This window comes from Streptomyces silvisoli (assembly GCF_029269905.1).
GTDB lineage: Bacteria > Actinomycetota > Actinomycetes > Streptomycetales > Streptomycetaceae > Streptantibioticus_A > Streptantibioticus_A silvisoli_A.
Map to the genome: position 1 here is coordinate 104,391 of NZ_JARJBC010000015.1, position 12,688 is coordinate 117,078.

Sequence of the window (12,688 nt, forward strand, 5' to 3'; positions counted from 1 at the left end):
GCTCAGACCGCGCCTGATGCGTTGCCGCCCGTCACCGAGTGGAGGGTGAAGGTATCCGACTCCGCCGGAAGCGACAGGTCGACCGCGACGCCGTAGTTGGAGTAGTAAGTGGTCGAGGTGACCCTGGCGGTGTCCGTCTGTACCTGCTCCTGTGTCTCCACCGGCAGATTGTCGCTGTTGACCCAGAGGTCGACGTGCCCATCGGTAGCGCCTTGCGCCGCGACCTCCTTCTTGAGGAACTTCACGTCATCGGGCGTCAGGCCTTGCTTGCTGGCGATCACTTTGGCCAGGTCCAAAGTGCCCGTGTAGTGGGTGGCGGTCACTCCGCGTACGGTCTCCTGGCCCACCTTGCGCACATCGCCACTGGCGATCAACATCCGTATTTCCATGGTCGGGTCGGCCCGCCTCAGCTGGTCGGTCTCAGCCTTGCCTCCGTCGCCTTGCGCGGCGAGGAGGTCGAGCGGCTCCTTGACCCAGTGCTTGCCGCCCAGCTTGGCCACGTTCTGCGCAGGCACCCGCACGTACATGGCGTCGCTCCGGATCTCCATCCGCAGAGGTGAGACCGGCGTCTGGGCAGAGGTCTTCACCGAGAACGTGACGTTGCCCTGCAGACCGTTGGCCCAGTCGTTGTCGCCCGCGATGCGCATCTCGCGCATGGTGCCGACGGCGACGGTCTGGTCTACTTCGGCCGAGTGCACCTTTGCCGTGGCGTCCTCCACCTTGAGCAGGTAGGCCATGGGCGAGACGGCGACTGGCGACGGTGCCGCGTGCGCGTGCTCGCCCGTCGCCGACGCGGATTTGCCGCCGCAGGCGGAGACCGCGCCCAATGCCGCCGTGGCGGCCGCGACCGCCATAACCGTACGGAATCGCATGCCACGCATGGCGCCCCCCGTTTCCTGTTGTCCAAGTAGTTGGATATTCAAATGACGGGGGCACAGTAACGCACCGTGGGACCAGCCGATCAGCGCCTCTGTGCAGCGCAGGAGCCGATCCACCCAGCGTTCGTGGGCGGCGACGGTCTGCCCGGCTCGGGAACCGGTCACACCGTGAGCGTTGGGCAGTTGGCGGGGCGCGTAGGGGCAGGTCGCGTGCGGAAGCGCTAGTTCCGGGGGCGTATCACGCGTCCTCGGTAGAGGCGCCCGTTCATCCCTTCGAAGCGCAGGTCCAAGCCGAGTCCTTCCCGTTCGGCATGGATGTGAAGGTGCGGCTCCGTGGTGTTCCCGGAGTTGCCGACCTCACCCAGCAGTTCGCCAGAGCTGACGGTGTCGCCGATGGAGACGGTGACGGTACCGGGGCGCAGGTGGGCCAGAAGGACCCGTTCATGTCCGGTGTCAATGATCACGTGGTTGCCGTAGACAGGCGCGTACCGGATGTGGCCCGGTACCTGCTCTCCAATCCCATCAGCGGCTGAGACCACCTTCCCGGCGCACGGGGCGTAGACCTTTGTCCCGTAGCAGCGGTAGGCGTCAAGGGACCGGGAAGGGATGAGTGGGCCGGCGACGCACACCATGTCCAACGCAGCGCGCTGTTCGGGCACTTGCGCGTGGTGGTTCGTCGCCTTGCCGCCACCTTGGAATATGCACCAGGTGCCGTCCTCGAACGGCCATCGCAGCGGTATCGACACGGGGGTCCCGTACTGGTGCGAGCGTGCGCGGTACGCCGACCACGACACGTATCCAAAGGCGCACAACAAGATGGCGCACGTGGCGGTGCCATGGCCCCGCGGCAGGTCGCCCAGGCGCCAGAACGACAGGACACTACCGGCGCACAAAGCCCGCGGGGCCATGGCGGCCCAGTAGGGAAGGGTCGCCGGGGCGTAAAACGTTTCGAAGGCCGCCCATACGATCAAAGCGGCAACACACGCCTCAAGCCAATCGGTGACCGAGGCAGCGGCCACGGCTTCGCACAAGAACCACACAGCCAATGCGGTGTAGACCGTCAGCACGGCCAGCGGTATCCACCGTCTCAGAGCCCGCGCTCGGGACGGTTTGAACACCTCCCAGTCCACGCTCAGCCCGCTGAGAGTGCCGTCGGGGCCGGACCGCGCCCAGGCAAGGACACTTGCGTTTGTGCCATGGATGAGCAGCCCGTCAGGGCTGTCGGTGACCTTTGTGAACGCACCCGTGCGTTGAAGCGTGGCCTCAATGATCGACTCCAGGCGCGGCAGGCCGATCGCGTCGATCACGCGGGGAGCGATGTGTGCCCACTCGCTCGGGCCGGAGCTCAGGAGCTTCTCCAGAGCAGCGACGGCGCCGCCGTGCGCCGCGTCTATATCGTGCATGTGTGTTCCCACGGCCCGGGGATGCGATGACGGTTACGCGCCACCAACCAGTAGACGCACCCGGCGAGTTGAGCGACGCCGGGAAGGCACAACGCGTAGCCAAGGACGCGCGCTGTGCGGTTCCCCGTGCGCAGCCAAGCGGCGAAGGCCGCGGCTCCCGCATGACGGGTGGAGCCATGGACGTACCACATACGCTGTGTGACGTCGCGACGTGTCAGCCCGAGGGCGTGGATGTCGGTTCCCTGCCAGGCGACGCGCCTGCCCTTGAGGTCGAAGCGGTTGGCGAGCCAGGTGACGCCGGCTCGGCAAAAACCGCAGGTCCCGTCGTAGACGACCAAGGCTTCAGACACCGCTGGCCTCCCGGTGTGTCGCCGCAGGGAACTGGGGCGAAGTGATGGTGATACCCAACTGTTCACGGACGCTACTCCAAAGTCGCACGGCCGTGAGCGCATTACTCATCAACAGTCCCCCGCCGCCACGCCGTCAGTGCGGTTCGAGGGCGCCGCCCCGGCCGAACACACCGGCCAGGAAGCAGCGCCGAGAAGCAGCGGACCAACGACGAAGCAGCGGAATCCGTAACCACGGTGCCACCCGCGATGCGATCGCGGGTGAGTCTGGACCTATTCGGTCAGGGGCACCCCAAGCAGGTCCTCAAGCTGGGAAATCGTCTGCTTGGGTTCCTTCGCGTGAACTGTTGCGAAGCCGAGATCGGCCGCTGCCGGAAGGTAACCTTCGGCGTCGTCGACGAAGACGCACTGCTCAGCGGGCAGCCCCAGGAGCTTCAGCGCGACCTGGAAGATCTCCGGGTCAGGCTTGCGCATCCGGTGGTGCTCGGAGATCACCACGGCGTCGTAGAGCGTGTCGAGGTCGTATCCGTCGTAGAGGTTCCAGGGGTCGAGCCCGACGCTGTTGGACAAGACGCCCACCTTGATGCCCGCTCGTCGCACGGCGGCAGCCGCGTTGATCATCAGCGGCTCGGGGCGCAGGTCAGCGAAGATCCTGCCCATCAGGTTGCCTGGGGAGACCCCGAGCTGCGGCGCCGCAGCCTCGTTCCACTCGGTCTGGGTGATAGCACGGCACTCCAACTCGTGGGTGCGCCTTGTCCCGTCCTCGTCCAGGTACAGCGAGGTGATGCACGCGCCCTCGGCCAGACCCTCGCGCTTCTCGAAGTTCAGCACGGCGGGCAGCAGTGGTGTGGCGAGCACCCCGCCGAAGTCGAGTACGAGGCCGGTGCGGTGGGGCATACGGGAACTCCAGCGGTGATGAGAGCTCGGGTGTCGTTCAGAGCGAGCAGGCATGCAGCAGCGCCGAACCATGTTCGGCGTCAGCGGCTGCCGTACCGCGCGGATGACCTCGTCCCAGTTCGATCCGGGGCGGCCTCCGCCTGCGGGAAGCAGCGGCGCAACAGCCGGTCCCACCATCCCGGAGCCTCATCAGCGGCCTTCGACGCAGGGCGGTGGCGTCGGCACCGCCAAGTCCCGCGTGAACAGCAAGCACGCAACCCGGGCGTTGGCGTGGCGCGATGGGCGTATCCGGAAAGCCTCGCCGGGGAATAACCCGACAGCCGAACCCCCAGGCGCGGGAGCTCTCGGCGGGGGCTCCCGCGCGGACAGTTCGACAAGCCTGCGGTACGTCTACCGAAGCCAGGCCGCGGCACGCTGGACGGGGTTATCCACGATGCGTGCTTCCGGTAGGGGCGCAGCGTCATTCATTCCAGGAGCCGGTGCGGGAAGTAACTGCCCTGCCGCCTCTCAGGGGTGGCCAGTTGGATGGTGCTGGGGCATGTGTCCCGCTCACCTGGGCGGTGACCGTTCGCCTATGCGGGCCTCACCTCGCACCCGAGCAAAACTCCCGGATCAGGCCGAACCCTATACACCACTTCTCGGGACGCAATCGGAACTGCCTGCTGCTGGTAGTGTCGTGGCGGCGTCGGGACGGGCGGAGCAAAGCTTGCCGCGCCAGGAGTCTCATTGGCGGGGCGGCATCTGCAGCAGCCGGGGGATGGATGACTGCTTTACAGGACTGCCAGCAATGTACCTGGCCGCAGTTCGTCCACCCTTGCGCGCTGTGCACTGGCTCGTGCGGTCGTGACCTGACAGGTCGGCCTGCGGGACGGGTCCGGAATCCAGCCGCTAGACCGGCACATCGGCAGCCCAGCCAAGGCTGTCCCCTTTACCACGCCGGGCAGGCGGCGTGATGGCGTAGCGGAGGCATGCTACCCATACCGCCGTGTCCTCGGAGGGTGCGGGCGAGCCGTGGCGGAGCAGCGGCGTGAACCTCGTCCACATACCTTGAGACAAGCCTGATCAGGAGCGACGAGACAGTCTTCGGCCTGTCTGCCAAGCCCTTTGAAAGCAGTGCGACGGAATCGCGAAGGGACCGGGCCCAACATGAGGAGCAGCAACGCCAACTGGGACCGCAGGCTCAATCTGTACGGATTCAACGCTGAAGGCGAACCGACGGCAGCGACAAGGCGAAATAACGCGCTCGGACCTGTCGCGTATGCCCCGCCCGATGCCAGATGCGAACTCGCCGACGAGATCACCGCTATGCATCAAGGCAACGGTGAGCCAAAGCGATTGCTCGATGGGTTTCGTGACAGCGTGGTGCTCCTACCCTTGATCGAAGGCCATGCGTGGTCCGCAGAGTGGGGCGGCGTGCGCTGGCTGTACGCGTTCTCAGGAGAACTCGAACTGACTGCATTCCTGAGGTCCAGGGGCGGGGCAACCGGCGAAGAAGGACAAGAGTACGTGCGGGCGGCGGGGGCCCAGCTGCTGGACGTTGTAATACCCGAAGTCGGGGAGCCCGCGGGAGTGGCCCTGGACGTCGGAAGCAGGCGCCCAATGCTGTTCCCACCGGTCGCGGGGATCGTGCCGAACGCGGTGGCTGTGGACGTGAGGGGCATGGCGTGACGACGGCCAACAATTCAGGCAATCCAGATCTTTCCGCGAATCCTGAAGCCCTGCGCCAAGCAGCCGAAGGGCTGACGAAGTCCATCAACGAGCTGAAGTCCGTGGGTATGGTGGGCGCGGCGGAGATCGGCCGCGGCTTCTCCAACGTGTCGTTGACGGGGCTGCAGTTGGGAAATGCGGATTTGACCTCCGCGTTGGAGGAGTTCAGCAACAGATGGGCTTGGGGAGTCCGCACGCTGATCCAAGACGGGGACGAGTTCGCGCGGGCGCTCGGTCTCGCCGCTGGCGCCATTCATGAGATGGATCAGTATGCGTCGGGTACGTTCAAGGATCTAACGGCGGACTTCATCGGGGATCCGAACAAGTCGGACACCGACGTGGAGAAGGAATCCTGGAAGACGGTCCTTGGCGACAACGCCTACACCCAGTTCGAGCACGCGGACTACAGTCGCCAAGGGCTGGACAAAGCAGTGAGCCACATGGCTAAGACCGATGGCGCCGAAGCCCACGATGCGATCACGCACAGCCCGTTGCTCGAGACGGTCGACTACGCATCAGGCGGCTCGCTATCACATCACACGGACAGGTGGTCAAAGTTCATATCGGACGCAGCTGACCAGGACGCCAAGGATCACAAATGAGCGGCCTCTCCGACTTCACTGACTACGTTGGTAACAAGCTGGAGGGGGCAGTCAAGGGCGGAGAGAAGGCGCTCGGCTCGTTCGTCGACACAAGCGCCCATGGACTCGGCTGGGGTCTAAACGAGCTGGGTCTGCACAAGTACGCCAGAAAGGTGGAATCCTTCGGCGATCACGTTGCCGACCACCTCGGCGTACAGATCCCCGAACAGGAGCTGGGCGAGAGCGACGTCCCGTCGGACTTGGTCCATGGCGACGTGAAGGGCATACAGGCAGCGGCCAAACACCTCCACAACTTCTCCTCGGCGTTTCAGGAGACCAGTCGAGGGCTGCGAGGGCTTGACACCGACCACTGGAAGGGCGAGGCGGCCGACGCCTTCCACCACAAGTTCGCTCCACACCCCGCACAGTGGTCCAGGGCCGCTGACGCCTGTGAGGTCGCTGCGAAGGCGCTGTCCGCCTACGCGGATACCGTGCATTGGGCACAAGGTCAGGCCCAACGCGCCATCGATACCTACCAAAAGGCCAAAACAGCCTCTGATGAAGCCCGAGACGCCTACAACAAGAAGGTGGAGGCGTACAACAAGGCGCTGTCAGACAACCGAAAGCAAGACTCGGGCGCGCAGCCCGTGGACCCAGGCCCGTTCCATGACCCGGGCGAAGCCGGCATGAAGGAAGCCGTCGACATCCTCCACGAAGCCCGGCGGCAACGTGACACCCAAGCTGCCGTCGCCAGGAAGTCCATCACAGAAGCGACCAAAACCGCCCCGAAGGAACCCACCTTCCTGCACCGCATGGAAGACGACTACGTCGACGGCATGTCGGGCGAAACCATCTTTGCCGAGCACTTCGTGGGAGGCTTCGTCAAAGGCCTCGGCGACATGGTCAAGTTCGCCCGCAGCGTGAGTCCAACAGACCCTTATAACCTTTCACATCCTTGGGTCTACCTGGACCACGTCAACACTGTCGACATGGGATTGCTCCACGCCGCCAACCACCCCATGGATCTAGTCAAATCCATCATCGGCTCAGGCTGGAGCACCGACCCCGGGCAGGCATTCGGCCGACTGATGTCGAACCTGGTCACCGTTCCCGCCACGGACGGCGCGAGCGCGACGGATGGCCTCCTGGTCGACGCTGCGAAGAACGCTCCGGAAGCCGCGGTGCAGGATGCGTCCAAAGCGGCGTCGCAGGAACTCGCTGAGCGTGCCGCTGCCCAGTCCACACGCTTCAGCGAGATCAGGAACTCTCTGCAAGGAGGCCCCTTCGGACTCCGTGAACCGAAGGCAATCGATCAGGTGCTTCTGGAGAAGGCCATGCCGCGTGACGCGGCTGGTCAGTACCAGAAGTTCGCAGACCCTAGGGACAACTGGTTTCAGCTGCAAAACGACGGCGGCCCCACGATGCCGGGCCGCTCCAACAACTGCGTTGACACCGGCAGGGCATTCTACGAAACCTGGCACGGAAACCCGCAGGTCTCCGCCCCGCGTACCTTGGATCCTCACCCCGAAGAGCCTTACGACCGTGTGAGCGGCGAGCGTAACGCCGTCCAGAACGTGGAGTACTGGACTGGGGCCAGACTCCGTGACTCCGGAGCAGGACCGCAAGGCTTCCAGCAAATCGCCCACGAGCTTCAGCAGACCGGGCATGGCGCGAGTTCTGTCATCTTCGTCGACTGGCCGGGAGGAGGTGGGCATGTGTTCAATGCAGTGAATTACCGCGGAGAGGTCCTGTGGATCGACGCACAGTCAAGGGTGGTCAGTGCCGTACCCATCCACGTCAACAACGTACGCGTCCAACACGTCACCATAGGCGCAAACCGCCAGCCTGTTATCCCGTAAGCGGGGAAGCCCAGCACCGCCAGATCACCAGAGACAGACAGACGACAGCATGATGAACTCATCCCACGAAGGACAGCGTCCCGTTCCGCATGATGCGGAGAGCGCTCTTCAGATCGCTCGCAGCTATTTTCCGTCCGGGGCACCGGACGGAAGCCCAACGCAACTAGAAGTCTATGAGTTCGAGGAGTGCTACCTGGTCTGTCGCGTGCTCCCGCTGAACGACCCTGCGCGAGGTATCGCGAACTACGGTGGTTCACATGTCGTCGTCCGTAAAGGAACGGGAGAGGTTACCTTCGTCCCCAACTTTCCACCAGAGTCGGCGATCGAAATGTACCGACGCCTCTATCGTCCGGCTCACCCACCATTGCAGGCCATAGGGGCGAATCCTATGCGGTTGCCTGTCAGCCCTCCGGCGTCTACCACGGGGACGAGGGCTGTTCCTGATCCGGTCAGAACGGCTGCCGAGTGGGTCCGATCGCTCTACAACGGCCTCGTGGAGTTGGCCCCTTCGCACCCTGTCGCCGAAAGCTCTGAAGCATGGGTGTTCGTTTGCCGGGTACTTCCACAGCCTGGTTATCCCAACACGCCCATGCTGGCCTCGTCCATCGCCGTGCCAAAGAACGGGAACCTTCCCTTCCTCCTCGCCACGGACAATCCTTGGGACGACCTGGCAGACTACGACCAAGCTCCGCAGCCCCGGCCTTTCCCAGCGCAAGCGCACCGAATCAACGCTCGTAGTCAGGCCATCACCTACGACGCCGCCCTCAACGGCTATCGGGCTTCCTCGCTGCCCTGGAAACCGGCAGACGAGGCCCCTGGCTGGTGGGACAGGCTCATCCGCCGCTACTTCCCAGGCTCCGAGGTATCAACCTGCCCCAGCTGGGACAGCGTGGTATCGGCAGTACGAGACGGTGGTCCACAAGCACGCGGTGTGGTCTGGATCCGGCGGCAGTTCCGCGGTTTTGAGACGACAGGCCATCTGGTGAACGTACACATCGACAATGGTCAGGCTGTGTTCCTCGGCGGGCAGACAGGCCCCTTGGAGCAGCTCGAACAGCATGGAATCAAGCAGCTGACACTGGCACGCTTCTACGGCGCTCCTTCAGAATGAGTCGGAGTTTCGGGCAGTGCGCGTATGAGGGCCAGGTCGCGCACCAGGGAGGTGTCGAGGCGCGCCAGTGACGACCTCAGGCCGTCCAGTAGGGCCACTTGGCCCTTGTCGTGTGCGCGTAGATCACGTTGCCGGTGGCCTCCTGGCCTGCGACTCGCGCCGCACCCACACCAGGCCTCGGGTGTCCGGATTCGGCTCGATGCCGGCCTTCACCATGTCGTTCCCCTCGCCGACCCGGACCCGCTCGATGTTGGGGAGGTAGCGCCGGTTCAGCCGGGCCCAGCAGCGGGGGCCTCGTCGGACGGGCGCCAAGACAGGGGGCGGACGGCGCGCCGCTTATCGCGAAGTGCAGGGCGACTACGCAGCCACGGGCGTGGATGCGTCGGGGCCAGCCTCAGCTCTGACGGCCGCCTCCTGCGGCGGGGCTGGCTCCAGATCCGCGAGCGGGGCGCTCGGTACCGGATGGGGCGCGGCTGGCTCGACGACGCCGCTGTGCTGTGTTGAGCGGCGACGCTCAAGTGGTTTGGGCGGTACGCCGCCGGACGAGGAACCCGACAATGGCTCCCGCGGCGACGATCACTCCCAAGCCGCCCAGCGCCCAAGGCATCACGCTGCTACCGCCATGGCTTCCGGCATCTGCCTCGACCTTCCCCTTATGCGCCGCGCTCTCAGGCTTGGGTGCCGCAGAGGCCGAGGAGTTGCCTCGGGCAGGGTTGGGCAGGGGGAAGACGTTGGCAGGCCCAGGATCCCCTTCATGGTCCAGGAGAACCATTCGGGGCCGTACGATCCCGTAGCCGAGGTACTCGCTGGGTACCTTGCCGTCCTGCGGCTTACCGGCGGTCTCGATCAGTGCGCGCAGCACCTGGTCGCCCGTCCAGTCCGGGTGAGCAGACCAGACGAGGGCAGCGGATGCGGAGGCGATGGCGGTGGCTTGGCTCGTGCCCCAACTGGAGCAATACCCTTGCCCGTTGGCGCAGCGCATGGGGATGTCGTCCCCGGGTGCCGCGAGGGCCACCTGCGGACCGTGGTTGGACCACTTCGTAACGCTGAGGTTCTTGTCCACAGCGCCGACGGCCACCACGCCGTACATAGAGGCGGGCGCGGTGATCACATTGTCCTTGTCGCCATGGTTCCCTGAGCCCGCGAACATCAAAACGCCTTTGGAGTTGGCGTAATCGACCGCCGACCGCATATCAGAGGTCTCACCTTTGAAGATGTACCCGAAGGACATGTTGATGATCCGAGCCCCGTGATCCACGGCGTAGCGAATGTACTTGGGGATCACCTCGCCACCAAACGGCACCTCGTAATACTTGAGAGGTAGGATCTTTGCCCGAGGCGCGAGGCCTTGGATACCGCCTCCCGCGCCCGTTCCCGCGATCAAAGCCGCCATCTCCGTGCCGTGGCCGTCGTCGCTCCCCCCAGGAGGCTTGCCCGTGTTCAGATCCGCGCTGGGCAGCAACTGACCCTGCAACTCCGGCCTTGACGCGTCGACCTCGCCATCGATAACGGCAACCGTCACCCCTTGCCCTGCGCTCACCTTCCACATGCTGTCGGCTTGCATGCGGTCCAGGTACCACTGATGAGAGCGAGCACCATCAGCAAACGCAGCTGGCGCGACAGCGCTTGAGAAGACCGTGAAGCCGCCGAGGACTACCAACAATGACGCCAGGCGATAACCCGCCTTCGCTGACGACGTTCGCATGGCGCCGTAGCCTCCCACCAGTCTCATGGCTTCCTTGTGGCTTACTCAATGACACGTGGCACGACGCCCTGTCGGCTCGCCTTCCACGTCTCTTCGTCTTCTTCGAGATAGTCCGGGCGAGCACGGGAGGTGCGTCGAGCAGAGCCTGTCGACCCTACGCCAGCCGATGGCATCATTCCGACACCCTGGCCTTCCCTCACCAGGCCGGCACCGCCAGGGGTGAACTCCCTCGCGGCCGGGCCCAGCTCGTGGGCCTCGCCCACGACTCCACCTACTTCGGAAGCCAGGCGGCGACCAGGACTCGTAGGAGCGCCTGGCGCTCGACCACCGACGTTCGCTACCGCGCCGGCGCCCATCGGCCCACGGAACATCGAGCCTGCAGCAGACGGCTCGCCTTCTCCGCCGATGACGGTTCCCCGAGGGAGTCGAGGCGAGGACATGGAGGCTCCGTTACGGCTGGGCATGCCCCCGACGATCCCGTCGCCACCCCCTTCGCTCGGCAAGCCGCCACTCGCCGGGACACGGTATCCGCCCAACCCACCGAGGCCTTTGGGTGCCTCGACAGCTCTCTCTGGGATAGGTGGAGTTATGTCGCCAAGGCCAACTCCGGGGGTGGTGGCCACGTGAGGAATGCCGATGCTCCTCGGCGGGGTGACCGAAGGTTCCAGCGGTGCATTACTGCCATGCGGCGCCAAGGGCGGCGCGGTGGGGGCATGAGCCACCGAGTCAATTGACGTATGCGGGCCAGCATCTCCCCGTGGCTCGCGCTGACGGACCTGTTCTGCCGTAGCCGCCGAGCCATTGCTCGACCTCATCGCCCCTGCCGGAGTATCGCCACTAACACCTTGGGCTATCGATGGCTCGTACGCTTCACCATACGGTGTGGTAGCGCTGGTCGTCGCGTCGGGCGAGGCGTAAGGGTGGTCGCTGAGTCCTCCACCGAATTTACCTGGCATCATGTTTGTCGGCATCGGCTGAAAGACCGGCTCCTCCTGCTGCGAGATCGTCTCAGTAGACGTCACGTAGTAAGAGGTCAGCTTGTTCATCTGGTTGATGGCCTCTTGGCGGTCCGACTCGCTCGCCTTGCCACCGCCCTTGGACAGTGAGTACATGGTCCCCGTCACCTCGGAGAGCGCCTGACCCGCCGCGAGGATGTGGTCGCCCGCTGTCCCCGTGTAGTTGGCCAACGTGAAGCTCTGCTTGGACAGTTGGTCGACCCACTCGTGAAAGGCGTCGGCGGCATTACTCTGCCACTCAACCCCTTGTCCGTACGTCTTGAGGTCGTTGGCGATGGACTCGACCTGCTTCTGAGCGGCCAGGAGGGCGTGGCCCGTGCTGGTGAGATCGCTCGGCATGGCGTTCGCCACCATGGCATGCATGTCCTCGAAGGACTTGCCCTCGAAGTCGGTCTTACCGCGATAGCACGCGGTGACATTCATCTGGCCAGCGGTGATGCCGTCGTTGCCCTGCCCCATCTGCTCCCCCCCCGGTGCCTAAATGCTGCCCGGAGCGGCGGTCTTACCCTGGCCCTCGGTCGACTGGTGGGTCGACGAAGCGGGCGACTGCGCACCGGATGCGCTTGACTTCGGGTTCTGGTAGAGCTGCTCGGTGCTCTGCTGGATCGCGATGAGCCGCTCCATCTGTTCCTGGTCGACGCCGCTGTAGCCGTCCTTGGCCATCTGGACGGCGATGCCAAGGGCCTCTATCTGGTCCCCAAACGCCTGCGACAGAGCGACGAGCCGACTGTGGACCTTGTCGTACAGGCCCGCCAGATCGCTTGCCTCAGCAAAGCCTTCGCCGTACGACGAGTGCGAGATCCCCTGCGTCCCGACGTTGGTGTGCGACGCCTGAGACTTCTCCAAGTCGCTGAGCATCTTGTCGACACGGCCCTTGAACACCGCAAGCGACTCGGCCTTGACTGCAAGAACCTTCGCATCATTGCTGGGCGCGACCACGGTGCCCTCCCCCTAACACCACCCTTACACCTGGCATCACTCTATCGACCCCCTCTGACAACGCCCAACCAAGTTGGCGACCGAGCAGCCCTCCAAGGCGCCAACCCTGGCGGCTGCCAGGCCACCTGATCGTCCGGGCCAGGGGAGCCGCTGATGCACGCACGCTTCGATCCCTCGCTGTGCCGCTTCGAAGGCCGACGCGAACCGCGTCGCGTGACCTACAGCAGATAGCTGCCAGTCGAAGC

Annotated in this window: 11 protein-coding genes; 4 read left to right on the plus strand and 7 right to left on the minus strand. The window is 64.8% G+C overall.

Annotated elements, in window-relative coordinates; all coding sequences use genetic code 11:
* Positions 1–2: 2 nt before the first annotated feature.
* The 4 genes from P3G67_RS22940 to P3G67_RS22955 form a co-directional block, all read right to left on the minus strand.
* Positions 3–1,043, minus strand: coding sequence for a hypothetical protein (locus P3G67_RS22940; RefSeq protein ID WP_276095147.1), 1,041 nt, complete (start codon positions 1,041–1,043; stop codon positions 3–5).
* A gap of 56 nt (positions 1,044–1,099) precedes the next feature.
* Positions 1,100–2,185, minus strand: a complete 1,086-nt coding sequence (locus P3G67_RS22945) for a M23 family metallopeptidase (RefSeq protein ID WP_276095148.1) — start codon at positions 2,183–2,185, stop codon at positions 1,100–1,102.
* 83 nt (positions 2,186–2,268) lie between these two features.
* A complete protein-coding gene (locus P3G67_RS22950) occupies positions 2,269–2,631 on the minus strand; it encodes a thiol-disulfide oxidoreductase DCC family protein (protein ID WP_276095149.1) in 363 nt (120 codons plus the stop codon).
* Between the two features lie 270 nt (positions 2,632–2,901).
* Positions 2,902–3,525, minus strand: coding sequence for an HAD-IA family hydrolase (locus P3G67_RS22955; protein WP_276095150.1), 624 nt, complete (start codon positions 3,523–3,525; stop codon positions 2,902–2,904).
* Between the two features lie 1,146 nt (positions 3,526–4,671).
* Between P3G67_RS22955 and P3G67_RS22960 the strand changes: the two genes are divergently transcribed.
* From P3G67_RS22960 to P3G67_RS22975, 4 genes are all read left to right on the plus strand, one after another.
* Positions 4,672–5,193 carry an SseB family protein gene (locus P3G67_RS22960; protein WP_276095151.1) on the plus strand — a complete coding sequence of 174 codons (522 nt, stop codon included), beginning with the start codon at positions 4,672–4,674 and terminating at the stop codon, positions 5,191–5,193.
* A complete protein-coding gene (locus P3G67_RS22965) occupies positions 5,190–5,834 on the plus strand; it encodes a hypothetical protein (RefSeq protein ID WP_276095152.1) in 645 nt (214 codons plus the stop codon). The genes P3G67_RS22960 and P3G67_RS22965 overlap by 4 nt, the downstream gene beginning before the upstream one ends.
* Positions 5,831–7,672, plus strand: a complete 1,842-nt coding sequence (locus P3G67_RS22970) for a putative T7SS-secreted protein (protein ID WP_276095153.1) — start codon at positions 5,831–5,833, stop codon at positions 7,670–7,672. Before P3G67_RS22965 ends, P3G67_RS22970 begins: the two co-directional genes overlap by 4 nt.
* 589 nt (positions 7,673–8,261) lie before the next feature.
* Positions 8,262–8,783 (plus strand): toxin glutamine deamidase domain-containing protein, encoded by a 522-nt coding sequence (locus P3G67_RS22975; protein ID WP_276095154.1) that lies wholly within the window; start codon positions 8,262–8,264, stop codon positions 8,781–8,783.
* Positions 8,784–9,297: 514 nt separating this feature from the next.
* Here P3G67_RS22975 and P3G67_RS22980 read toward each other — a convergent pair.
* The 3 genes from P3G67_RS22980 to P3G67_RS22990 are packed head-to-tail and all read right to left on the minus strand — an operon-like array spanning position 9,298 to position 12,443.
* Positions 9,298–10,515: a S8 family serine peptidase gene (locus P3G67_RS22980; protein ID WP_276095155.1), complete on the minus strand. Its 1,218-nt coding sequence runs from the start codon at positions 10,513–10,515 to the stop codon at positions 9,298–9,300.
* A gap of 14 nt (positions 10,516–10,529) precedes the next feature.
* Positions 10,530–11,963, minus strand: coding sequence for a WXG100 family type VII secretion target (locus P3G67_RS22985; protein WP_276095156.1), 1,434 nt, complete (start codon positions 11,961–11,963; stop codon positions 10,530–10,532).
* An 18-nt stretch (positions 11,964–11,981) separates the two neighbouring features.
* A complete protein-coding gene (locus P3G67_RS22990; protein WP_276095157.1) occupies positions 11,982–12,443 on the minus strand; it encodes a hypothetical protein in 462 nt (153 codons plus the stop codon).
* Positions 12,444–12,688 lie beyond the last annotated feature (245 nt).

Excerpts from the sequence above, each read along its gene's own strand:
- P3G67_RS22955 (WP_276095150.1), bottom strand. The coding sequence starts at position 3,525 with ATGCCCCACCGCACCGGCCTCGTACTCGACTTCGGCGGGGTGCTCGCC.
- P3G67_RS22960 (WP_276095151.1), top strand. The coding sequence starts at position 4,672 with ATGAGGAGCAGCAACGCCAACTGGGACCGCAGGCTCAATCTGTACGGA.
- P3G67_RS22970 (WP_276095153.1), top strand. The coding sequence starts at position 5,831 with ATGAGCGGCCTCTCCGACTTCACTGACTACGTTGGTAACAAGCTGGAG.
- P3G67_RS22975 (WP_276095154.1), top strand. The coding sequence starts at position 8,262 with ATGCTGGCCTCGTCCATCGCCGTGCCAAAGAACGGGAACCTTCCCTTC.
- P3G67_RS22980 (WP_276095155.1), bottom strand. The coding sequence starts at position 10,515 with ATGAGACTGGTGGGAGGCTACGGCGCCATGCGAACGTCGTCAGCGAAG.
- P3G67_RS22985 (WP_276095156.1), bottom strand. The coding sequence starts at position 11,963 with ATGGGGCAGGGCAACGACGGCATCACCGCTGGCCAGATGAATGTCACC.